Origin of the sequence: Aquamicrobium segne (genome assembly GCF_042656785.1) — a bacterium.
GTDB classification, from domain to species: Bacteria; Pseudomonadota; Alphaproteobacteria; order Rhizobiales; family Rhizobiaceae; genus Mesorhizobium; species Mesorhizobium segne.
The window spans coordinates 168,862-193,274 of record NZ_JBHSLL010000056.1 but is presented as its reverse complement, the minus strand read 5'-3'; the positions used below and the strand labels follow the sequence as shown (position 1 = coordinate 193,274).

General features: G+C 56.2%; 17 protein-coding genes and 1 pseudogene. 9 read left to right on the top strand and 9 right to left on the bottom strand.

Translation table 11 applies throughout. The annotated features are described in order from the left end of the window. Position 1 precedes the first annotated feature (1 nt). Together ACFPLB_RS15490 and ACFPLB_RS15485 are read right to left on the bottom strand one after the other, a co-directional pair. Positions 2–1,867, bottom strand: coding sequence for a TRAP transporter large permease (locus ACFPLB_RS15490; protein ID WP_378231259.1), 1,866 nt, complete (start codon positions 1,865–1,867; stop codon positions 2–4). A gap of 174 nt (positions 1,868–2,041) precedes the next feature. Continuing rightward, the gene (locus ACFPLB_RS15485; RefSeq protein WP_378231423.1) at positions 2,042–3,058 is read right to left on the bottom strand and encodes a TRAP transporter substrate-binding protein; all 1,017 of its coding nucleotides are present in this window, start codon (positions 3,056–3,058) and stop codon (positions 2,042–2,044) included. A gap of 208 nt (positions 3,059–3,266) precedes the next feature. Between ACFPLB_RS15485 and ACFPLB_RS15480 the strand changes: the two genes are divergently transcribed. The 9 genes and pseudogenes from ACFPLB_RS15480 (at position 3,267) to ACFPLB_RS15440 (ending at position 15,071) form a co-directional block, all read left to right on the top strand. Further along, positions 3,267–4,061, top strand: a complete 795-nt coding sequence (locus ACFPLB_RS15480; protein ID WP_378231257.1) for an IclR family transcriptional regulator — start codon at positions 3,267–3,269, stop codon at positions 4,059–4,061. A gap of 35 nt (positions 4,062–4,096) precedes the next feature. Next, complete coding sequence (locus ACFPLB_RS15475; RefSeq protein ID WP_378231255.1) at positions 4,097–4,975, top strand: PCC domain-containing protein; 879 nt, start codon at positions 4,097–4,099, stop codon at positions 4,973–4,975. A 17-nt stretch (positions 4,976–4,992) separates the two neighbouring features. Further along, complete coding sequence (locus ACFPLB_RS15470; protein WP_378231253.1) at positions 4,993–7,275, top strand: molybdopterin guanine dinucleotide-containing S/N-oxide reductase; 2,283 nt, start codon at positions 4,993–4,995, stop codon at positions 7,273–7,275. A gap of 424 nt (positions 7,276–7,699) precedes the next feature. Further along, a complete protein-coding gene (locus tag ACFPLB_RS15465; protein ID WP_378231252.1) occupies positions 7,700–8,200 on the top strand; it encodes a sigma-70 family RNA polymerase sigma factor in 501 nt (166 codons plus the stop codon). Positions 8,201–8,211: 11 nt separating this feature from the next. Then, positions 8,212–9,198 carry a FecR domain-containing protein gene (locus ACFPLB_RS15460; protein WP_378231250.1) on the top strand — a complete coding sequence of 329 codons (987 nt, stop codon included), beginning with the start codon at positions 8,212–8,214 and terminating at the stop codon, positions 9,196–9,198. Between the two features lie 138 nt (positions 9,199–9,336). Continuing rightward, complete coding sequence (locus ACFPLB_RS15455; protein WP_378231248.1) at positions 9,337–10,779, top strand: TonB-dependent receptor; 1,443 nt, start codon at positions 9,337–9,339, stop codon at positions 10,777–10,779. Continuing rightward, positions 10,671–11,783 (top strand): annotated as a pseudogene (locus ACFPLB_RS15450) (TonB-dependent receptor domain-containing protein); the annotation flags it as partial. The gene ACFPLB_RS15455 and the pseudogene ACFPLB_RS15450, both read left to right, overlap by 109 nt. A 75-nt stretch (positions 11,784–11,858) precedes the next feature. Next, a complete protein-coding gene (locus ACFPLB_RS15445; protein WP_378231421.1) occupies positions 11,859–12,596 on the top strand; it encodes an outer membrane protein in 738 nt (245 codons plus the stop codon). Between the two features lie 492 nt (positions 12,597–13,088). Further along, complete coding sequence (locus ACFPLB_RS15440; RefSeq protein ID WP_378231246.1) at positions 13,089–15,071, top strand: BCCT family transporter; 1,983 nt, start codon at positions 13,089–13,091, stop codon at positions 15,069–15,071. A 259-nt stretch (positions 15,072–15,330) separates the two neighbouring features. On the opposite strand, the gene ACFPLB_RS15435 is transcribed toward ACFPLB_RS15440, so the two are convergent. The 7 genes from ACFPLB_RS15435 to ACFPLB_RS15405 all read right to left on the bottom strand — a co-directional run bounded on the left by ACFPLB_RS15435 (position 15,331) and on the right by ACFPLB_RS15405 (position 24,367). Beyond that, positions 15,331–17,727: an aldehyde dehydrogenase family protein gene (locus ACFPLB_RS15435; protein ID WP_378231244.1), complete on the bottom strand. Its 2,397-nt coding sequence runs from the start codon at positions 17,725–17,727 to the stop codon at positions 15,331–15,333. Positions 17,728–17,798: 71 nt separating this feature from the next. Then, positions 17,799–18,758, bottom strand: a complete 960-nt coding sequence (gene deoC, locus ACFPLB_RS15430; RefSeq protein WP_378231242.1) for a deoxyribose-phosphate aldolase — start codon at positions 18,756–18,758, stop codon at positions 17,799–17,801. Positions 18,759–18,799: 41 nt separating this feature from the next. Continuing rightward, the gene (rbsK, locus tag ACFPLB_RS15425; protein WP_378231240.1) at positions 18,800–19,744 is read right to left on the bottom strand and encodes a ribokinase; all 945 of its coding nucleotides are present in this window, start codon (positions 19,742–19,744) and stop codon (positions 18,800–18,802) included. A 19-nt stretch (positions 19,745–19,763) separates the two neighbouring features. Then, positions 19,764–20,873 carry an aldose 1-epimerase family protein gene (locus tag ACFPLB_RS15420; protein ID WP_378231238.1) on the bottom strand — a complete coding sequence of 370 codons (1,110 nt, stop codon included), beginning with the start codon at positions 20,871–20,873 and terminating at the stop codon, positions 19,764–19,766. Further along, positions 20,863–21,861, bottom strand: a complete 999-nt coding sequence (locus tag ACFPLB_RS15415) for an ABC transporter permease (protein WP_378231236.1) — start codon at positions 21,859–21,861, stop codon at positions 20,863–20,865. The genes ACFPLB_RS15420 and ACFPLB_RS15415 overlap by 11 nt, the downstream gene beginning before the upstream one ends. Positions 21,862–21,875: 14 nt before the next feature. Next, the gene (locus ACFPLB_RS15410; protein WP_378231234.1) at positions 21,876–22,853 is read right to left on the bottom strand and encodes an ABC transporter permease; all 978 of its coding nucleotides are present in this window, start codon (positions 22,851–22,853) and stop codon (positions 21,876–21,878) included. 11 nt (positions 22,854–22,864) lie between these two features. Beyond that, the gene (locus ACFPLB_RS15405; RefSeq protein WP_378231232.1) at positions 22,865–24,367 is read right to left on the bottom strand and encodes a sugar ABC transporter ATP-binding protein; all 1,503 of its coding nucleotides are present in this window, start codon (positions 24,365–24,367) and stop codon (positions 22,865–22,867) included. Positions 24,368–24,413 lie beyond the last annotated feature (46 nt).

Below are 24,413 nucleotides of genomic sequence, written 5' to 3'. Positions count from 1 at the left end.
ATCAAAGCACACTCAGCGATATCCAGGGAAAGGCTGCAATCATCACGAGGCCTGTGACCAGCGCCATAATGTATGGCCAGATGGCGCGCAAAGCGTCATCTGGAGGCACATTGCCGATACGACAGGCAAGATAGAAGCCGATGCCGATGGGGGGCGCCATCAAACCGATATTCATGGCGACCACTACGATCATTGCATAATGGACAGGATGCATTCCAAAACCTGCCGCGATCGGAAACATCAGGGGCGACATCAGCACGAGAGCCGGCAGACCCTCAAGCACGCAGCCCAGGACAAAAAAGATCACGATCGACATGGCGATGAAAGAAAATACGCCACCGGGCAGGTTAGCGGCAAAATCGGCGATGGTCTGGCCCACCCCCGCCTGCGTAATCGCCCAGGCCATTGAAAGCGCAGTACCAAGGATCAACAATATCGCGCCGCTCATCGCCGCTGTGTCAACCAGCATCTTGTAGATGGTGCGATATGAAATGCCGCCATAGAGAACAATTCCGATGGCAAGAGCATAGACCACGGCAATGGTGGAAACTTCCGTGGCTGTCGCAACGCCGCTGGATACAGCACCGCGGATAATAAACGGCAGAACCAGAGCGGGCGCGGCGATAACCAGCAACTGGAGCACCACTTTCAACGGTGCGCGCCGCACGCCTCCCATCGATTCTTTTCGAGCCCGCCAGCGTGCCAGCGCCATCAATGCCAGCAGCAGGACGATTGCGACGACGAAACCGCTGGCGAACAGATCGGCGATGGAAATTCCCGCAACTGCACCCAGCACAATCAAAACGATGGAAGGCGGCACAGTGTCGGCCATTGCCGCACCGGTGGCGAGTTGCGCGATCATTTCCGGCGGCTTGTTGCCGCGGCGCTTCATTTCAGGAAAAAGAGCCGGCGCAACGGTGGCCATGTCCGATACTTTCGATCCGGAAATTCCGGACACGATAAAAAGCGACGTGAGCAGAACATAGGACATGCCTGCCTTGACGTGTCCGAGAATGGAGGCGAGAAAATCAACGATCGTCTTGCCCATGCCGGTCGTGTCGAGAAGGCATCCTAAAAGCACGAATACCGGCACTGACAAAAGGATCACGCCGGACATGCCTTCATCCATGCGGCCAATCATGACATAGGCCGGAACGTAGGACGCGAAAGCGAGATAGCACAGCGTTCCAAGTCCGAAGCAGAAGGCGATGGGAACGCCCGACGCAAGCCCGAATGCAACGATCAAAACCAGAAAGAAGGCGAGCGAGACGTTCCCTATGGCAATAAACTGGTCGGACAACACCCAGAATATCGCCGTCAAAGCTGCAACGACCAACGTGCCGATAAGAATTTCCCGAAGCGAATGTGCACGAAACGCGTGAGCGATCAGCAAGCCCAGCATCATCGTGAAACCGACGGGGATGCCCGCCACGCGAAACGTATTGGGAATGTGAAGGGCCGCCGAGGTAATGAACCATTCCTCGTAAGCATATTCATAAGCGATCGGCAGCATCCCGATCAGAAATGCTGCGACCGCTGCAAGCGCGGTGGCTTCCACAGGTCCCTGCAGGCGATCAGGCAAAAGCCGCAGGAACAATGTCAACCGCAGGTGCTCGTTTCGATCCAGCGCAATCGCAGAACCAAGCATGGCAAGCCAGATGAAGCAGATGGAAGCCGCCTCCTCGACCCATACCAGAGGCGTATTGATAACATATCTGGAAATCACACCGGCCATGAGCAGCACCACGACTGCCGCCATAAGGAGCGCGGATACGAACTCCACAGGGCGCATGAATGAGGAACCGGCGCGAGCTTCAGGGTTCTCGCTGACTTCACCCACGATGAAGTCTTCGCTCACAACTGTCATATTCTTATCCGTTCGAATTGCGTTCTGGCCAAGGTCCGCCATATGCGGCGGCGAGCGCGCCTTGCGTCAGAACACCGTGCGTCCTGGCGGATGCACAAAGGACGCTCTGACCCTTTGAGAGAGCATCGGACTGCTTCGATGTCTCAGGGCGCGCTCAACCAGCGACAACTATCCTCAGGCGAGAGGGCCGGTTACTTTTTCCAGCAGCGACCATGCTTCTTCGCCGTAGTTGTTTCTCCATTCGCTGTAGAAATTGGCTTGCCGGAGCTGTTCGCGGATCGGAGCGGGATCCGGCTCGTTGAATTCCAGGCCATGCTCTTCCAGCGAAGCACGAAGCGTCTCGTTCAGCCGGTCGATGTCTTCCCGCTGCTCAAGAGTCGACTGCTCGATATTGCGACTGACGATTTCCTTGATGTCGTCGGGCAGGCGCTCCCAGGATCGCTGGTTGGCCAGCATCCAGAAGCCGTCCCACATATGGTTCGTCAATGAACAGTATTTCTGAACCTCGAATAGCTTGCCCACGTCAACGGTCGAGAGAGGGTTCTCCTGAGCGTCGACAATGCCAGACTGAAGTGCGGTATAGACCTCGTTCCAGTTGATGCTTGCCGGCGCGCATCCAAGAGCCTGAAACATCGACGTCCACAACGGGCTGACCGGAACCCGAATCTTCAGACTGCGAAGGCTTTCCGGGCCTTCGATCGGTCCGGTCGAGGTCGTTATCTGCCGGAACCCGTTATTGAAAATCTTGTCCATCACATGAAGGCGGGACGCCTTGATCTTGTCACGAACATAGGCGCCGAGCTCGCCGTCCATCGCAGACCAGACCTGCCCGGTATCCTTGAATGCAAAGCCCATACCGTTGATGGACGCAACAGGCACCAGCGATGACAGGATGATGCCCGACAACGTAAAGAATTCGACCGCGCCGGAGCGCACCTGATTAAGCGTGTCGGTATCGGAGCCTAACTGATTGTTGGGAAATATCTGCAGTTGAAAGCGACCGTCCGTTTCTTCCAAAATCCTGTCACGGGCTTCTTCCATCCGGTTGTTCATCGGATGGCCAAGTGGAAAATTATTGGCAAATTTATATCGAAACTCGGCGGCCTGAGCCTTGCCCGAGATAAGGGCCGGCGCAGCAAGGGCGCCGATGCCTGCTCCGATAAACAAACGTCGATTCATTTTTTTCAACATTGATTCCTCCTCCAGTTCTTTGGCTCTCGCGGATTCTTGCGCCAGGGTGGCGTTCAGGCACCTGCAAACTTGCCAGCGATAAAGACCATATAATGGAGTAATTCGAGAATCGATCAAAATCAATTTGAAAAAGGCAATGTATTTCAATATGATGATTAATTAGATAGTCCACTATGTGGACTGTACTAAGAAATCAGGGGTGGAAGAGGTGTCCGGAAGTCAGAGTATAGAGCGCGCCACTCATCTGTTGGCTCTTATCGCTGAATGGCATAAAATCGGTGCTTCGCTTGCGGAACTCGTTCGCGCCAGCGGGCTGAAACAGCCGACCGTTCGAAGGCTGCTGATCGCGCTGATCCGATCAGGTCTGGTTTCGCAAGATGAAGTCACCAGACGTTATTATCTGGGCATTACGGCGTATCTTTATGGCACGATCGCTTCAGACAGATTTGCAATGCACACGATGGCCGACGAGTCGGTCCGACGTCTGGCGGAGCGGTCCGAAGACACCGCCTTCTTTTGCTTGCGCGAGGGACTGCATACGCTATGCATGCGTCGCGAAGAAGGGCTTCACCCTATTCGGTCGCATGTTCTCAATGCGGGTCAGCGTCATCCGCTCGGCGTCGCCGCGCACGGAATTGCGATCCTGGCAAGCATGGAGGATCGCGAGATTGAAACTGTTATGTCGGTACATCGCGAATATTACGCCAGCCATTATCCGATGTTGACGGAAACGGTTCTCAGACAGGCGATTGCGGAGACGCGGAGACGCGGTTGCGCGATAAACCGCGGCATTTTCCATACCGGCGCATGGGCGATTGCCGTAGGCATTCGCGGTCATTCGGGCCGTGTCATCGGTGCCTTGTCGATCGGCGCCATTGAGGGTCGCCTCAACGAAAGTCGACAGCCTGAAATCATCACCATGCTCAAAGGCGAAGCCCGGAAGCTGGAAGCACGGTTGGCCGAGGTCCATACGCATTTCTCATCCGAGAGCCAGCAAGCATAGATTTAGCTGCCATCACAACAAGGGGACAAACCCAAGTGACAAATGGAAACCCGGTCACCCGCCATATCAGGCATCCCGGTCCTGCCAATGAAATCCGCTTGCGAAGTCTGTCGGCAGGCGGACGTTCGGGGACGATCCGCTTGCAGGCCGGCGCTGTGCTGATGGATGCGATCGCCGCCCATCTTGAGCCACTGGAAATCCGCAGCGCCGCTCTCGATCTTTCGTCGCTCGTGCTTGGCCCCATGCAATTTGTCATGCCGACTTATTCCAGGTCGCCGGAGCATGTCGCCTATTACAGCGAAACCAGATTCCGGGATGGGCCTGTAACCATAGAAGTCGGCACAGCGACATATGGTTCGCGTGACGGGCGACCGTTCCTGCATGGTCACGTGCTTTGGCAGGATGCGGATGGCACGGGCAAGGGCGGGCATATTCTTCCCATGGACTGTCGAATCGGTGGCGACTGCGAAATTGCCTTCGTGGGTTGCCGGGAAATCGCAATGGACGCGCGGTTCGATCCTGAAACCAACTTCACTCTATTCGGCCCGCATCATATGAATCCCGATTCGTCTTCTTCGGGAGATCTGATCGTTGCGCAAATACGGCCCAATGAGGATCTGGTAAGATCGCTGGAACGTATCTGCACCGATCACAATGTGCGGTCCGGACGCATAATGAGCCTTATCGGCAGCACTGTGGGCGCCCGCTTCGAAGACGGGCTTTCGATCGATGAGGTGCCCACTGAAATTCTGGGGCTGACAGGGACATTCGAAATCGGGAAAACAGGCCAGCCGTACCTCGATATTGAAATCGCGTTGATCGATGCGGCTGGAAACATTCACCGCGGGCGTCCGAAGCGCGATGAGAACCTTGTTCTGATCTGCGTCGAAGTCTTCATTCAGTCTCAAGATTGATTGCACAGGAATTACCAATGACGCGTTATACAGCTTCTCACTGGGGTATCTACGAATTCGATGAAGGCGAAACCCCGACGAAACTGCGCCCCCTCCGGACCGATCCCGACCCTTCGATGATCGGGGTTCACCAACTGGATCCGAAACTTCTGGAAAGCCGCATACGGCGTCCTGCAATTCGCAAAAGCTGGCTTGAATACGGCCCCGGTGCACGGCCTGAGTTACGGGGCAGGGAACCTTTCGTGGAGGTTGAGTGGGACCATGCGCTCGACCTTGTCGCTGCCGAACTTGCGCGCGTTACAGGCGAATATGGCAACAGTTCCATTTTTGGCGGATCGTACGGGTGGGCGAGCGCCGGCCGTTTTCACCATGCGCAAAGCCAGGTTCACCGGTTTCTTAACAGCATTGGCGGTTATGTGCGCCATACCGGCTCCTACTCGCTGGGAGCGGCTCACGTCATCCTCCCTCATATTGCCGGCACGGTAGATGGTCTGAGTGCAGACCATACGACTTGGGATATCCTGGCCGAACATACTAAACTGTTTGTCACTTTCGGCGGCGTACCTGCGAAGAACGCGCAATCTTCGCCCGGCGGTGCGGGCCACCACCGCGTTGGTCCGGGGCTGAAGGCCATGGCGGAAAATGGCGTACGCTTCATCAATATCGGCCCCTGCAACGACAATATCGCAGAAGAATGCAACGCTGAATGGATCCGGTGTCGGCCGAATACCGATGTCGCGCTGATGCTGGCCGTGGCCTGGCAGATCGTGAGTGATGGCAAGCATGATTGCGCCTTCCTTGACCGCTGCACCGTGGGTTTTGAGAAATTCCTGCCCTATCTTCTGGGTGAGGATGATGGCGTTGCCAAAACGCCTGCCTGGGCGGCTGAAATAACAGGGGTCGACCCCTCGCGCATCGTCAGTCTGGCACGCGAGATGGTGGAGGCCCGCACGATCATCAATGTCGCATGGTCGCTGCAGCGGGCTCATCATGGCGAACAGACATTCTGGATGGCGATTACCCTGGCCGCCATGATTGGCCAGATCGGCTTGCCCGGAGGCGGCTTCGGCGTGGGTTACGGCCCGATGAACGCTAACGGTTCGCCACATCGCCGGCTTTCCGGCCCGACGCTTTCACAGGGTCACAATGCCGTGCCGGATTACATCCCCTGCGCCAGAATTACGGACATGCTGCTCAATCCGGGCGCGGTTTTCATGCATGATGGCGCTGCGCGCACCTATCCTGACATTCACCTGATCTACTGGGCCGGAGGCAACCCCTATCATCACCATCAGGATTTGAACCGGCTGAGCCGTGCCTGGCAAAAGCCGCAGACCATTATCGTGCACGACCCTTTCTGGACCGCGAGCGCCAAACGGGCGGATATCGCCTTGCCGGTCACGACGGCGATGGAGCGCGACGATATCGGTTACGCCACGCAGGAAGGTTTTCTGGTGGCGATGCGTCAGATTGTCAAGCCATTCTGTGACGCCCGCTCCGACTACGAGATCTTTGCTGCACTCGCTGCGCGGATGGGTACAGAAAAAATCTTCACAGAGGGCCGCAATGAGCAAGCCTGGCTCACACATATGTATGAAAATATGCGCGAGCGTTGGAAGCAGAATGGAGTCGAATGCCCCGATTTCAAGACTTTCTGGACCGACGGCCTGGTGGACCTTACGCCAGAGTCATCCTCCCGTACCATGTTTGAGGCTTTTCGGCAGTCGCCAGCGGAGCACCCGCTGACCACACCTTCCGGCCGTATCGAAATATTTTCTGAGACAATCGCGTCGTTTAACCTGCCCGATTGCAAAGGCCATCCCGTGTGGTTCGAACCCCGGGAATGGCTCGGGGCGGCAAAGTGTGAAGCCGACGAATTGCACCTCCTGAGCGACCAACCGGCGCGCAAGCTGCACAGCCAACTGGATGCCAGCCCTTACAGCGCGGCCGGCAAGATAAACGGACGGGAATGCGTATATATGAATCCCGCCGATGCTGCGGCTCGCGGTCTTGCTCACCACGACACTGTTGAGGTCTGGAACGGGCGTGGCCGGTGTCTGGCATCTGTAAGCATCACCGAAGAGATCATGCAGGGCGTCGTGAGAATCGCGACAGGCGCCTGGTACGATCCCGATGAGACCGGTCTCGACCTGCATGGCAATCCCAATGTGCTCACGCTGGATATAGGCACATCCTCACTAGCTCAGGGATGTGCTGCCCAGACCTGCCTCGTGCGGGTTCGAAAGCCCCTTACCCAGGTAAAGGCTCCCAATCCGTTCAACCCTCCCCCACTGATATGAACAAACGGGCTGGCGCTTTGGAACATATGTTCACCGCTATTCACGTGGATGATCTGGCCAGTGATGTAGCTGGCCTCATCGTCGCCCGAAACGCCATCATCTCTCCGTAGTCCAACGGTCGCGCCTGGAGTATTTCTTGTTTTTACGGAAGCGTATGAAATACTCCAAGCTCTTGTTTTAGCTGTATTTGTGCGGCGTTAGATGATTCCATCTGTACTCACAAAATGCTCTAAGGCCAGATCACCAAACTCAAACTCATCGGCGTGACCTGAACCAAAGATGCAGCGAGTTTGCGTCAGATCCCCGTTACGACGCCGATTGACAGAAAGTGAGATGAACGACCCGATATTGCTTATTCTTGATAAAAAAAGTAATGTTTATGTTCCGGACACAGTCCGGCATTCACAGAATCGGGAACGACACAATGGCTGGAAGCTCCAGACAGCAGACCCATATGCTCTATGCCGAGCACCATGGCTGGTTGTTTGGCTGGCTACGCGGCAAGATCGGAAATGCCAGCGATGCTGCCGATCTTGCTCATGATACGTTCGTAAGAATTCTGGCATCGCGGCATCTGCCTGATAATCTCGGGCAGGAGCCGCGGGCGCTTCTGGCACATATCGCCAAAGGCCTCGTCATCGACCACTGGCGCCGGCAGGATGTCCAGCGCGTGGCGATGGAGGTGCTTCGGCATCTTCCCGAAAGTTTCATGCCTTCGCCGGAGGAACGGCTGGTGATGGTGGAGGCTCTGGTGCGGGTGGACGCCATGCTGGCAAGCCTTCCCGCCCATACCCGACAGGTGTTTCTGCTCGCCCAGCTGGAGGGGTTGACCCTGAAGCAGATATCAAAACAGGCGGGCATGCCGGTGATCACGGTGCGTCGGCATATCCGCAAGGCGCTTCTGGCCTGCATGTCCACGCTGTAGGGGCCAGAGCAATGCCGCATCGGACCCTCGACGACAATCCTGCCGGTCTCCCGAACCAGAAGCTGCTTGAGGAGGCGGCGGACTGGGCCATCGCCTTTCAGTACGAGGCGCCCGATCCCCGGCGAGAGGCGCAATTCCGGGAGTGGCGTGGTCTCAGCGCAGCACATGAACAGGCATGGGAGCGCGCCCGGCAGGTTTTTGCCACCTTCGGACAGGTGCCGACACCGCTGACGCGCGAGGTGCTTGAGCGCTTGAACCATGCCTCGGCGCGTCGCCGGACCCTGCGCCTGCTGGCGGGTGGGGCCGTGCTTTTCCCCGTCGGCTTGTCACTTGCGAGCCATCAGCCATGGCGGGAATGGTTTCCAGATGAACGCACCGCTGTCGGCGAACGCAGGACCATTGCCCTGCCGGACCGCTCGGAACTCACGCTCAACACCGCAAGCGCCGTCAACATTTCCTTCACTTCGGCGCAGCGTCGGCTGCAACTGGTGGCCGGAGAAATCCTGATCGCCACGCAGCCTGACCTGCCGGGATTGAAACGACCACTCCTTGTCGAAACGCCTTACGGAACAGTACGGGCACTGGGCACGCGTTTCAGCCTGCGCCTGCTGGAGGACGGGTCGTCGCGGGTGTCGGTGTTTCGCCATGCGGTCGAAATCACCCCACAGCACGGCGCTCCCCGCATCCTGGAGGAAGGGCAGCAGGTCCACTTCACCGCGACGGAAGTGATGCAGCCCATGCCGGTCAACGAGAATTCCGGGCTCTGGCAGCAGGGAATGCTGCTGGCGCAGGATATGCGGCTGGGCGATGTCGTGGCCGAGCTTGCACGTTACCGGCGCGGCTTCCTGAACTGCGATCCCGCCATTGCCGGGCAGCGGGTCTCGGGCTCGATCTCGCTTTCCGATACTGACAGGGCCCTGGATCTTCTGGAGCAGACCCTTCCGGTGCACATTGTGCGGGGCACATCCTATTGGGTAAGCGTTCAGCCGCGCGGATGAAACAGGGCGCCAGCCCGCAAAAAATTCGCTGTGGCATGATCACTTTTTCGTTCTCGTCCGGTGAAGCAGGTAAGGGGCGTCCAGCCAACATTCATCGTAGCCCGCGGCCCTTCCTCCCTATCAATCAGGACGAGCAGCATGAACACATCCCAGCGCCCGCGATCCCTCACGCTTCGCGCGCTTGCCTCCACCACCAGCAAGGCAACACTTCTGAGCTCAATGCGCCTCATGGCGCTTGGTGCGGTGCTGGGTGCCGGACTTGCCGGACCAGCGATGGCGCAGGCACGCGATTACGCGATCGGACCAGGCCGGCTGAGCGATGTGCTGGCCCGTTATGCGGCGGCCTCGGGCGTCCAGCTGGTCTATGATCCGGCCTCCCTGTCCGGCCTGAACAGTTCAGGGCTTTCCGGCAGTTACACGGTCGAGCAGGGTTTCTCGAAGCTTCTTTCGGGCAGCGGGTATCAGTTGCAGCGGGCCGGGAGTGAAAGCTATGTGCTGGCGCGGCCCGGAAGTGGCGCTTCGTCCCCTCTGCCTCAGGACGGGGCAACGGTTCTGAGCACCATTCAGGTGACAGGCAAGGGCGCTAACCCCGCAGATGCCCCTTATGAGACCTCGAATTCAGGCGTCAATATTTCCGCGCAGCAGATCGAGCGCTATCGCGGAACAAGCCCGGCGGACATTCTCAGGAGCGCGCCCGGCGTCTATTCCGGCCAGAGTCGCGCCAGCGGTGGCATCGATGCCAACATACGCGGTCTGCAGGGGCAGGGGCGCGTTCCGGTCACGGTCGATGGCGCCCAGAATGCGATCTCCATGTATCGCGGCTATCAAGGCATCGCCAATTCGACCTTTATCGATCCCGACTTCATCGGCGGTATTTCGATAGAGAAGGGGGCAAGCAACGGACCGGGAGGCGCGGGTGCCATCGGCGGCATGGTCTCCATGCGGACCCTGAACGTCGATGATCTTATTCCGGAAGGCGAAAGCTTCGGCGCCCGCATCAAGCTTGAAGGCAGCGGCAACACCACCTCGCCCTGGACGGAGCAGTCGAAGCGCCATGCAGCCAATTCAGGTGAACGGGCGACCGGTGACTATCTCTGGAAGCTGCCCGGCACGAATGTCGAACGACCCAATCCCTTCAATCTGAAATCCGGTTCTGCAAGTGTGGTTCTGGCCGGCCGCAGTGAGAATGTCGATCTGGTTGGCGGTTTCTCGTGCCGGCTCTCCGGCAATTATCACGCCGGCAAGAACGGCAGCGCCGCCTCGAAGCCGACAGACTGCGACAATGCCGCGGGACGCGACTGTGCGCTCGACTGGTACAGGAAGGGACTTTCGATCTATCTGCCCGGCGAGGAAGTTCTCAACACGTTTCAGGATGTCTATTCCGGCCTGTTGAAAGCACTTTCCGCTTCGACGACGATCACACGCTGGAGCTGGGCTACTCGCTCTATGACAGCACGTTTGGCGAACAATACGCCACCGAACTTGCCAGCGACAGCGATTCCACCTATCAGCGCAGGCCTTCCCATGTACGGGTCAATACCTATACCAGCCGTTATCACTGGGACCCCGACAGCGACCTGATCGATCTTAAATGGAATGTCTGGGGCACCTCCCTTGCAGAAGAGACGCAGGCCGTCTCCGGCACCATCACCAAGTCCTCGCATATGAGAGGCACTGACCTTTCCAACACCTCGCGCTTCAATACGGCCGTGGGGGATCTGTCGCTGCAATATGGCCTGTCCTATCTCTACGAGGATACAAAACCCATCGAACTAAACGGCAATGTGCGTCCGCGCGAAGGTGATCGCTGGGAAGCCTCCGCCTTCACCAATGCGAGCTGGCAGGCGCTGGACTGGCTCAAACTGGATGGCGGCCTGCGCTATCACCGTTACCAGTCCCGCAACAAGACGCCCGGCAATACCGATGCCGTGCAGAAGGACGATGCTCTCGATTATTCGGCCACGGTCACCGTCATGCCGGTTGAGGGCTGGCAGATCTACGGCAGCTACAAGAACGCCTCGCGCCTGCCCTCCATGCTGGAATCCGCCGGTGGTTTTGCGACCGTAGTCGATCCTGACCTGCGTCCGGAAACCTCGAAGACATGGGAAGTGGGCACGAATGTCAGCAGGGACGGCGTGTTCGCCGCGGATGACAGCATCAGATTCAAGCTCGGCTATTTTGACAGCACCATCGACGACTACATAAACCGCACGCGCATCAGCTCTTTCCAGATGGGCATCCGCAATATCGACCAGGCAAAATTCTCCGGCGTCGATCTTTCTGCACGCTATGAACTGGGCGGCTTCAGCGCCGAGCTGGGTGGCTCCTATTACACCAATGTGGAATATTGCCCGGTGCTGGCCGCATGCGTGAACTCGTCCCTGTCAGGCGACTATGCAACCAATTATGTGCCGCCACGCTATTCACTCAACTTGACCTTGACGCAGAAGCTGTTGGAAGACCGGCTGATGCTGAGCGGGCGGGTGACGCATGTCGGTCCGCGTGCGGCGGATGCCGAGGCGGCCGGACAGGGCGGATCGGCTATCATCGCCCAGATTCCATGGAAGCCCTATACGCTGGTCGACATTTCGGCGGCGTACAAGCTGACGGACTATGCCACCCTCAACCTGGCGGTTGAGAACCTGACGGATGTCTATTATGTGGAGCCGCTGAGCCTGACCCGCGTGCCTTCTCCGGGCCGCACGGTGCGCATCGGCCTGACAGCGGACCTGTCCGCGGCTACACTCAATGGCGGCAATCGTGGCGATGCCCCGCCATCCTTCGACTGGACAGGTGCCTATGCGGGCCTGCATGCAGCGTCGGGTCTGTCCGGTTTCCAGATGGCCGATTTTTCGCGGGACGGGGGTCCCGGGCAGAACTATCGTTTCAAGGATACCAGCCTGCGTGCTGCCGGCCTTCAGTTCGGCTACGATCATCAGTTTGCAAACAATATCGTTGTCGGCGCAGGCGGTGAATTCTCCTGGCTCAAGGCCGACAACAAGGTGATGCAGATCGCCGGTCGCGAAAGAGGAAGTGCCCACGCCAACTGGCTGGCCAGCGTGCAGGGACGCATAGGCTATGCCATAGGGGATGTCCTCATCTACGGCACGGCAGGTTACGCTGTTGCCGACATGCGCGGCGGATATGACAGCGCACGGCGTGTATCGGGTGAACTGGTATGGTCAGGCACTTCGGATACGAGCCGGTTTTCGGGCTGGACCGCCGGCGGCGGCATCGAATACGCCTTGTCGAAGAACATCACCGTCAAGGGTGAGTACAGCTTCGCCAACCTCTCGAAAGGCAGTTTCAACCCGCCCGAACTCGATGGCTCATCCTATAGCTGGAAGATCAAGCCGCGCATGGACCAGCTTCGGCTCGGCGTGAATTACAGGTTCTGATCCTTTCGATACTGCTTTGTTGAGCCAAACCGTTTCCGGCTGAAATTGCCTCATGCCGGAAACGCAGTGCCCATGAGGACAGTACCCATGAGAACATGGTGTGACTTTCCATTAAAGCGTGTCGCTTTTCCTCCAGATTCATGCGACCCGCTTTAAGACTTTGTTTTTACGCATGTCTTTATCTCGAAACTGGTTCTTAAGTTCGAGAGACAGGCTTTAGAGCATTTCATCCGTTTTCGTGAAAACAAGAAATGATCTGGCTGCCTGCTAACATCTTGCGAGATGAAAAATGCATGAGCTGTCTTAAAATTCGCAACAGAGCCAACGTTAATTATTTTCTGTTATCCACATGATATCAAAGATGATATCTTTGATATGTCACGGTATATCGTGCGATGTTTGCGCGATCCTGCATCTTGTTTTCTCGTATCCAACCAAATGACCTCACACCATTCTAAACAAATCAGCAGGTCCTGTCCCTAAGGATGCGTCATGTTCGGTTTTGTCATCAACGCGCCGGTGTTCTTCGGATCAGTAGGCGTGATCCTCCTCTTCCTTTCTATTGGTGTTCTGGCACCCAAGCAGGCGGAAGCGATCTTCACCGGTCTGCAATCGGGAATACTGGAAAGTTTCGGCTGGTTCTATCTGCTGGCGGTGGGGATATTTCTGCTCGCGGTCATCATTCTCTGCTTCAGCCGGTATGGCGACCTGAAGCTGGGGCCGGACGATTCCGAGCCGGACTTTCGCTATGCCTCATGGGTGGCGATGCTGTTTGCGGCAGGCATGGGCATTGGCCTGATGTATTTTGCCGTCGGCGAGCCGATGACGCATTTTGTGGTACCGCCGACCGCTGAACCCTTGACGCCGGCTGCACAGCGCGAAGCCATGAGCGTCACCTTCTTTCATTGGGGCATTCATGCCTGGGCGATCTATGCAGTGGTCGGCCTATCGCTCTGCTATTTCGGCAATCGCTATAATCTGCCGCTGACCATCCGCTCCGGCCTCTATCCAATTTTGAAACACCGTATCAACGGGCCGATCGGCCATGCCGTGGATATCTTTGCGATCTGCGGCACCGTGTTCGGCTTGGCGACATCGTTGGGTTTTGGCGTATTACAGATCAATGCCGGACTTGATTACCTGCTCGGCATCGAGATGAGCACAACGGTGCAGGTGGTGCTGATTGTCGTGATCACCCTCGTTGCCACCTGGTCGGTCGTCTCCGGACTCGACAGGGGCGTGCGCATGCTCAGCGAACTCAATCTGCTCGTCGCAATCGGTCTGATGCTGTTTGTGCTCATCGTTGGGCCGACGACGGTCCTGATGCGTGACTTCGTCCAGAATATCGGGCTCTATCTCGACTCTTTCCTCCTGCGCACCTTCAATACCTATGCCTATGAGCCGACGCCGTGGATCGATTCCTGGACATTATTCTATTGGGCATGGTGGATCTCATGGTCGCCATTTGTCGGCATGTTCATCGCGCGCATATCGCGCGGACGGACGGTCAGGGAATTCATCGTCGCGGTATTGTTTATCCCTTCGCTCTTCACATTTTTCTGGATGACGGTGTTTGGCAATACAGCCATGTTTATCGACCAGACCATAGCTGCGGGGCAGGTGTCCGCGGCGGTTCTTGAGGACGTGTCTGTCGGCTTGTTTGAATTCTTCAGGTTCCTGCCCTGGCCGGCATTCACTTCTACGGTGGCAATCTTCCTCGTGGCGATCTTCTTCGTAACATCGTCAGATTCCGGTTCGCTGGTCGTCGATACGATTGCTGCCGGCGGCGAAACCGAAACCACAACAATGCAGCGCGTCTTCTGGTGCGCCATGGAGGGGCTGGTTGCGATCGTTCTGCTCATGGCGGGAGGCCTTGCGGCATTGCAGTCGGCGACAATCGCCTCCGCCTTGCCCTTTTCTCTCATCATGCTGGCGCTGGTCTATAGTCTCTACAAGGGCATGCGGGCTGATATGGCCCAGCAGCGGGCAAATAATGGCGTGCGCCGCAGCCAGGCTCATCCCAGGTCGGGGCTTACCTGGCAGCGCAGGCTTGCGCTCGCACTTAATACGCCAACCGGGAAAGACATCGAGACATTTATCGAAAGCACTGGCAGGCCCGCACTTGAGGCGGTAGCGGAGGAACTGATCAAGCGCGGCAGGCCAGCCACCGTCGCAATGGACGGCGACAGTCTCTCGCTTGTATCGCCCGCCGAGGGTTTGCGCGATTTCGTCTATGGCATCCAGCCTGCCAGCCACAAGCTTCCTGCCTTCACGGCTTTCGAGGCAACAAACATGGAAATGCGTCACGAAGCCCGGACATTCTTCTCCGATGGAAGCAAGGGTTATGATGTCATGGGCATGTCGCGGGAACAGATCATCGCTGATGTGTTGGGCCAGTTCGAACACTATCTGGCAATGATGTCGTCCCTTGAAACAACCCTTGTCGTCGAAGCGCCGGAACATGGATCGGCCTGAGATTCAGCACGCACACGCCGATCTCTGTCTGCTTTTCCAGGAAGCCCCACATCTGCCGTCTGGTGGGTGTGGACGTTAACTATTGAAGCACGCTTATATAAGGTAGCTTATAAGTTAGAGCATTTCTTGTTTTCATGGAAACAGACGAAACACTCTAAGTTCTTGCTTTAGCCGCATTGTGCTTGCGTCAGATGATTCCATCTGTACTCACATGCTCTAGAAATAGAATGCCCGGTCGATTGACCGGGCCTTTATTTGTTTATGCTCCGTAAGGAATCCAGATATTCTTGACCTGAATGGCTTTGCGTAAGTAGTCGCGGCCTTGCGCTTCTTGAGTGTTGCTCCAGTTTGGCAAGCGACCATTGCTGACCCAAGTGGCTTTAAGGTTTCCGGCCGATGCTTTTTCAACCATGGCGCTACCGTCCTTTGAGCCAAAATACCAGAGCGACGCCACTTCATCATGCTCGGCCAGTGTCTTGGCCAGGACATCACGCTCACCAGTGATGATATTGATGACACCGCCTGGCACGTCCGATGTGTCGAGAACCTGATAGAAATCGCCAGAAATCAGCGAATGACGGCTTGATGGCACGACAACTGCGCGATTACCCATCGCAATGGCAGGCAACACAAGCGAGACCAGCGACAAAAGCGGAGCTTCATCCGGACAGACAATGCCGATCACCCCCCATGGCTCATGCATGGCAAGCGTCACATGGCGCGATTTGGTTGAATGCACCGCGCCGTCGAATTTATCGGCCTGTGCTGCGTAATAAAAAATACGACGCAGGGATGCTTCGACTTCTTCGGCAGCTTTCTTTTCGCTGACACCGGTGCTCTCAACGAGGCGAGCCACAAATTCGTCGCGGCGTGCATCGAGGTTTTCACCCAGGTAATAAAGCACCTGTGCCCGATTATGAGCGGTGGCGCTGCCCCAGCCTGATGCTTTGGCCGCCGCCTCAACCGCATTGCGGATATCCTTGCGGTTGCCAATGCCGGCCTGACCGATAACTGCGCCGCCTTTGCCTGTAACCGAATAGCTGTAGCCACCATCAGGACGAGCCTGCTTACCGCCAATATAGTTCTTCATCGTGCGGTCAATGCCGTCGATGGCGAACTTGTTCTGGCCCGATGGCAAAGCAGATGGCACGAAGGTTTCAACTGCCTTGGGCGCAACAAGCGCCTTTTCCCAATCGGCCGTGAGATATTCGTAAAGGCCTTCGCGTGCTCCTTCGCGACCGTAACCGCTCTCACGGTAGCCGCCAAACCCTGCGCCTGCATCGAGCATATTGGTGCAGTTGATCCAGACAACACCAGCCTTCACGCGCGCTGCGAGGTCGAGCGCAACATTGATGTTCTCCGACCAGATGGAGGCGGCAAGACCGTAACGCGTATTGTTGGCGAGCGCCACAGCCTCATCCGGCGTGCGGAATGTCGTGGCGGCGGCGATTGGGCCAAAGATTTCCACCTGGCAGACCGTTGCCGCCTGATCGACCTCAGTGAAAAAACCGGGCGCAATATAATTGCCCTTGGCAGGCAGCGGATCAGGCGTCTGCCAGAGTTGGCCGCCTTCATCGATACCTTTCTGGATCAGATCAGATATGCGTTTCACCTGAGCAGGTGAGACAATGGCGCCAACATCAGTGGATTTGTCGAGCGGATCACCGACGCGCAGGCTTTCAAGCCGCTTTTTCAACTTGGCATAGAAGCGATCGGCAATGCCTTCCTGTACCAGAAGACGTGAACCCGCGCAGCAGACTTCGCCCTGGTTGAACCAGATGGCGTCGACGACACCTTCAACGGCGGCATCGATATCAGCATCTTCAAATATGATGAAGGGTGACTTGCCGCCAAGCTCCAGTGAGAGCTTCTTGCCGGAACCTGCAATCTGCTCGCGGATGATGCGGCCCACTTGTGTCGAGCCGGTGAAAGCAACCTTGTCGACACCGTCATGACCGCAGACGCTCGCACCCGTTGTGCCATCGCCCTGCACGATATTGACCACACCGGCAGGCAGGCCAACTTCGTGGCAGATTTCTGCAAAGGCAATAGCGGTCAGTGGTGTGAGATCTGCAGGTTTGAGCACCACCGTATTTCCCGCAGCCAGGGCCGGTGCGATCTTCCACGCCAACATCAACAATGGGAAGTTCCAGGGGATCACCTGACCGCAAACGCCAACCGGCGAGAAGCCCTTGAACTCATCTTCAACCATCTCCGCCCAACCGGCATGATGGTAGAAATGACGAGCCGCCAGCGGAATATCAATGTCGCGGGTTTCGCGCAGCGGTTTGCCATTATCCATGGTTTCCAGAACCGAGAGGAAGCGTTCGCGCTTCTGGATATGGCGGGCAATTGCATAAAGATATTTTGCACGTTCATGGCCGGATAGTTTCGACCATTTGCCAAAAGCGCCACGCGCGGCTTTCACAGCCTGATCGACGTCTTCCTCCGTTCCAAGCGTGATCTCCGCAAGCCTGTCGTCATTGGCGGGATTGACCACGGCAATGGTTTTGCGGCCGTCCGGTTTGATGAAGGCACCGTTGATATAATGACCGAAAGAACGGCCATGCTGTTCCAGCCACTGCTTCACATCGCCGTTTGCTTCAGGGGAAGGTCCATATTCCATGGTCTTCAGAATATCCTTGATGGGTCGCATTTTATGTTCCTTGCGAGCATTTCCGGCAAAACTGCGTGAGCGTTTGCGCAGGAGAGTGCGAAATGCCAAGTTTAAGCAGCCGCGTGACGATTGGCGCTTGAATAGCGTCCGGTCACGAAGTGCTCTAATTGTCGTTCAATATCGCCGAGCATCGATGAAGCGCCGATGCGGAAAAGGTCGGGCTCAAGCCAGCGATTGCCGAGTTCTTCTTTTATGAGGGTGAGCCAGGCTAGCGCATCCTTGGCGGTCCTGAGACCACCGGCAGGCTTGAACCCGACGATCTGTCCCGATAGCTCGCCGTAATCGCGCAATGCCCGCACCATGGTAAGGCTGACGGGCAGCGTCGCGTTGACATCTTCCTTGCCGGTTGAGGTCTTGATGAAATCAGAGCCTGCCTGCATCGCAACCATTGAAGCGCGATAAACATTGGTGAGCGTGTTGAGATCACCGGTTGCGAGAATGGCCTTCATATGCGCCTCGCCACAGGTTTCGCGCATGGCGGCAATTTCGTCATAAAGCGCCGACCAGTTTTGTGTCAGCACATGTTCGCGGGTAATGACGATGTCGATTTCGTGCGCACCTTGCTCAACCGCATAGGTGATTTCTGCAAGGCGCAATGGCAAAGGTGTCAGGCCTGCGGGAAAACCTGTTGCCACAGAGGCTACGGGAATGCCGGAGCCCTCCAGCGCTTTGACTGCATGGGAGACCATGGTCGGATAAACACAGACTGCGCCAGTGGTTATGTCTGCATCAAGCAGGCCGAGGGCTTCAAGAATGTCATCGCGCACGGGGCGGCGCGCTTTGGCGCAAAGCCTGCGCACGCGCCCGGCAGTATCATCGCCGGCAAGTGTCGTCAGGTCGATGCACTGGATTGCACGGACAAGCCATGCTGCCTGATATTCTTTCTTGATCGAACGTCGCACCGGCAGCGTTGCAGCACGGCGTTCCGAGGCGCTGCGGTTCACGACAACATCTTCAAACCATTCAGGCTTGAGCGCTGTGCCATTATTGCGGGGAAGGGTTTCGGTCATTTTATTGTCCGTCTGTGAGGCTTGTTGACGTTCAAGAGCCATCAGGCGCGTTCGATCAAAGGCGCGTGGTCACGGCAGAACGTTTCAAATTCATCGATACTGGCATAAGCTTTTTGGGTGCCGGGTCGGGTAATGGAATGAGCGGCATAGAGCGAGGCTTTGTGAAGTGCAGCTTCCACATCGCCGGTCTCTGCATAAAAGCGTGCAAACGAGCCGATAAAGGCATCGCCTGCGCCTGTTGTGTCTTTCGGTGTAACTTTGACCGGCGGGATATTGACGACCTCGGTTGCGGTAATCATGCGTGCGCCACGTCCGCCCAGTGTCACGATGGCCGTACGGATACCACGCGCAATCAGCGAGCGGGCGGCAATGACGATCTCATCATCCGTGCCGGTTGGAAGGCCCGACAAAAGAGCAAGCTCGCTCTCATTGGGCACGAGGAAGGTTACTTGCCGGATACGCTCAGGATCAAGATCAGCCGCTGCGGGAGCGGGGTTCAAAATGGTTTCGATGCCATTTTCAGCGGCAAAAGCGATGGTATGGTAGACGGTCTCGACCGGCACTTCCATCTGCATGAGGATCAGGCCGCATTCCTTCAGATCATCGGCAGCCTTGTCGACTTCGGCAGGCAGGAGGTTTGCATTGGCGCCTTTGACAATCAGGATCGAGTTTTCGCCTGAAGGTTCGACGAAGATGGGGGCTACACCGCTCGACTTGCCCGGCACTTTGATAACGTGCCGCGTATCGATGCCAAAGCTGTCGAGATTGCGGATCGTATTATCGGCAAAGACGTCATCGCCAACGCGCGTTACCATCATCACATCGGCGCCGAGGCGTGCGGCTGCAACAGCCTGATTTGCTCCCTTGCCGCCGCAGCCAATTTCGAACATTGGTGCTTCAAGCGTCTCGCCGGGGCCAGGCATACGGTTCACATAGGTGATGAGATCCACCATGTTGGAGCCGACCACTCCGATTTTTCTGGTCATGAGAAGTTCCTTTGAAATTTCAGAGCGCCCTGATCCTGGCTTCAAACTGTTCGGCGGCAGGCTGATCGAGATAGCCAACGCGCACGGGGAAGATAGCGCGCTCACCCGACGCCAGTATCCGCACATTGTTCTTGGCTTTTTCGGCGAGATAACCTTCCGGCTCGCAGGTGGATGGCAGGGCAAAGGCTGCAACCTGCGCATCGCCATTGACGAGAATCCACCGCACGGTTTTCGGAAAAGCCTCAACCGGATAGGAGATCGCAAAGCCGCCGCCATCGGCTAACTGCATCATCTGGTGGGTCTTGCCATCGGCATCTGCTGGCAAGCCGCGAATGTAGAAAACCTGCTCGGGATCATAGCGCTCCGGCTCATCAAGCACTTCCATCACGGCAGGATCAGCGGCCAGTTCATCAATCAAGGAGAGGTAATCATCATTGGGTGTCACATGGCCCGGAACGGCTGTGCGTACCTGCACCTGATCGGGTGTAAAGGCGACCGGCTGCACAATGCGCGCGTCTTCGTCATAGGCGAAATTGACATGGCACATATACATCAGCTCCATCGGAGCTGATGACAGGTTTTCAACATCCATGGTGATGTTGAAGAGCGTTTCCTTCGCATGAAGCCGAACGCTTGGCCGGGCCAGATAATGCGCGCCAAAGCCCATGACATATTCATATTCGCCAGTGACTTCGACAAAGCTGCCCTGTTCATCCGCCCCGAACAAAAGCCCTGCCTTGTCCATCTTTGCGCAGGCCATTTCACCATGCAGAAGGTGATTGTCCTGCGGCGAAGGGCAACCATTACGCAAGATTCCACTGTGAAAAGCAAAGCATCCATAAGTCTCGACGATGGTGGTTGCCGGGCGCGGCATGGAGAAGCTGTTGCCCATGGTCAGATCAATGCCATCGAACTCTGCGCCCCATACCATCTGCCCCATGAATGGAAGTACGATGATATTGCCGCGCTCGTTTTCGATCAGCAGTGCCTCAACGCCGCTTGGATAGCAAAATGCGGTAACGCTCAAACCATCCGCACTGGCAATTATATGCGGCTGCTCGGTAAAATCCTGACGGCGAAGATGAAATTCGATGTTTTGTCCAATGGTCTGCATGAGATTATCGGCCATGATTGCGCGACGCATTGATCGCGATGACAACAATAAGGAATGCGCCCCAGATGAAGTCGATCAGGTGGTTGGAGAACCGCATCATCTGGAAGCCCGAGGAAAGAAGCATCAAGGCGACTAGCGCGATTGCGATGCCAAGCACACGCCCTTTACCACCAGCCGGATTGGTGCCGCCAAGCACCGCAATCAAAACTGCCTGCAATAGATAGGATGCGCCGTAGTCAGACTTGGCTGCATTGGTGCGTCCCGACAAAATAATCCCGGCAAGCGAAGAAAGAACGCCGATCAGCATGTAGGAATAAAGGATCATGCGCTCTTTACGGATGCCGGCAAAAACTGCTGCACGCGGATTGGTGCCAATCAACATCAGATTGATGCCAAGCGTGGTGCGGGTCAGCAAAGTTCCGACGAGAATGCAGACCATGATGAATAGAAGGAAAGGCGTGGCGATGCCCATGATCTTGCCATTGCCTACCCAGTTCCAGGCATCGGGAAAACCAACGATGGCAGGCCCGCCGGTAAGCACCAATGCAAGCCCCATCAGAACTTGTCCGGTACCAAGTGTCGCCAGAATGGGCGTGATGCGGAGTTTGGCAATCAGCAGTCCATTCACTAGCCCGGCCGACAACCCGATAAGTATAGCGATCAGGATACCGATGATCGTATAGAACAGCATGCCGGAGCCAGATGCTTGCGCTGCCTGCACCATTGATGAGTGAAAATAGACCCCGGCTACAATGCCTGCCAGATTGGCGATGCCGACCACCGAAAGATCAATGCCGCCGGTCAGCATTGCAATCATCATGGCGATGGCGAGGATGCCAAGCTCGGGCATGATGTAGCTGATGGATTCGAAATTGTAGTAACGCAGGAACTTGTCCGGGTTCATCCAGGTCATCAAAGCAAACACGATAATCGTAATGACGACGAGCTGGATGATGCTGTTGTCTCCGCCAAGGATGCGGCGCATGTCGAATGACTGTTTCATGTCGCGTTCTCCCTTTAAGCGATGCTTTTGCGATCGCGCCATGCCGTAATAGCGGTAGCTGTTATGATGATGACGCCGACCACGACGCGTTGCCATGTGGTGTCGACCTTCATGATGATGAGCGAGTTCTTGACCATCACGAGCATGAAAACCCCCATGAGGGTGCCCAGCACCGTGCCGCGACCGCCAAAAATCGACGCGCCACCAAGAACCACGGCTGCAATAACGTCGAGTTCGAGGCCGACAAAGTCACGCGGATTGGCAAGCCAGATCATTGATGAATGCAAAAGACCTGCAAAACCTGCAAGCGCACCGGCCACGCAATAAACGAAGAAGATCGTGTGGCGTGTATTGAAGCCCACTCGATTGGCTGCTTCTGGTGAACCACCATAGGCATAGACACTGCGCCCGATCATCGTATGGCTCAGGATCAGATGGATCATCAGAGCAATGGCCAGATATACAACGAACATTGCAGTCAGGCCGAAAGTCGTGCCTGTCGCCGATGTTAACGAGACCACATCGGCTTTGCCAAACTCAATGAGTTCTTTCGGCATTTTATTGATGTTCACGATGCTGGTGCCGACAAGACCCAACACAAGGCCGCGCACGATAGAGCCGGTGCCAAGCGTCACAATCAGCGGGATCATCTTGAAGCGATGGATGATGAAGCCATTGAAAGCACCGAGCAGCAGACCGATAAGCGTTGCCGCCACAAAAGGGATGAACACCCCGTCATAGCCAAGATACACCATCGCGCGCACGGTCAGATACATGGCTGCAATAGCGAAAGCCGTGACCGAAACATCGATGCCGCCGGAAATCATCACCAGCAAAACACCGAGTGCCATAATGCCGATCACGACATTGGAGCGAAGGAGGCCAAAAATATTATCCAGTGACCAGAAGGCTGGATTGATAAGGCCGATAATAATCATTGCAAGGAGAAGCACACAGGCAATGATAAATTCAGTACTGCGAAAGAATTTCATGTGCCGGTTCCTCAATTCAACGTCTTGAGCCGGTCATTGACGGCGTCTTCTGTCATGTTTTCACCGGAGAGTTCATCGACGAAACGTCCACGATGCATCACCAGCACACGATTGCAGTTTTGAACCAGTTCCGGCACATCATCGGAAATCATCAGAACGGCCAGACCTTCATCCTGTGCGAGTTTGCGGATGATGTTGTGAATCTGGGCCTTTGAGCCCACGTCCACGCCAACTGTCGGTCCGTTGAGGATCAGGATTTTGGCGCCGGTCAAAAGCCAACGCGCCAACACAACGCGCTGTGCGTTGCCGCCGGAGAGATGGTTGACCGGCGTATGTGGACCAGGAGCGACAATGCTCATTGCCGAGAACATATCGCGGGTGGTTGCAGCAGCCTTTTTGCGATTGATGAACAGGCCGCGCACGAATTTATCGATTGAGGTGACAATAATATTCCGCTCAATGGATTGTGTCAGAAAAAGCCCTTCCGTGAGACGGTCTTCCGGCACATAGGCAACACCGCAAGCGATACCGTCCTGAACCGTTTTGGGATGAACTGGCTTGCCTTCAATCTCCACCGAGCCAGTAAAGTCGGGCTTCATGCCAAACAAGGCCAGCACAAGCTCTGTACGACCTGAGCCGATAAGACCGGAAATTCCAACTATCTCGCCTGCATGAAGTGTCAGGCTTGCATTTTCAACGGAACCTGGAACAGCAAGATTTTCGACTTTAAGGCTCGGCGTGTCGGTTGCGCCCTCACGTGGCGTCCAATCATAGCTATGGGCTGTGAGTTCTTGTCCGGTCATGGCATGGGTAATCGTCGGCTCGTCAAATTCGCTGATCGGGCCTTCGGCAACTTTCTTGCCATTGCGAAAAATGGTCAGCCGTTCGCTGATTTCCAGCATCTCACGCATCTTGTGGCTAACGAAAAGAACGGCAATGCCTTGCGCCTGAAGATCGCGCACGATCTTAAACAGTGCATCAACTTCGTGCCTTGTAAGCGCGGTTGTTGGTTCATCCATGATCAGCAGCCGCGCATCGGCCATGACGGCGCGCGCAATTGCTACGATTTGCTTGCCGGAAGTTGGCAGGCTGTCCACATCAGCATCCAGGTCGATCTGAATTCCAAGACGGTCAAGTGCCTGCTGCGCAAGTTCGCGCACGCGCTTCCAGTCAACAGCCTTGCGACCTTCCATGAGAAACGTGTTGATCGCGAGATTTTCAGCGACCGTCAGGTTTCCGAACAGCGAAAAGTCCTGATAAATAACCTGAATGCCGTGATGTACCGATTTGAAAGGGTCGAGCTTGCCGACGGCCTTGCCGTTGATCAGGATTTCACCGTCTTCGGGTGTATAAACACCGGACATGATCTTGATTACAGTGGATTTGCCTGAGCCGTTTTCGCCAGCAAGGCAGTGAATTTCGCCGGGCTTGATGGCAAAGGACACATCGTCCAGCGCTTTCACGCCGCCAAAGCGTTTCCCGATATGGCGCAATTCGATCAGGTTTTCAGTCATGGAGGCCTCGTGCAAGGCTGCAACTGCAGATGGAGCGGGGAGAAAG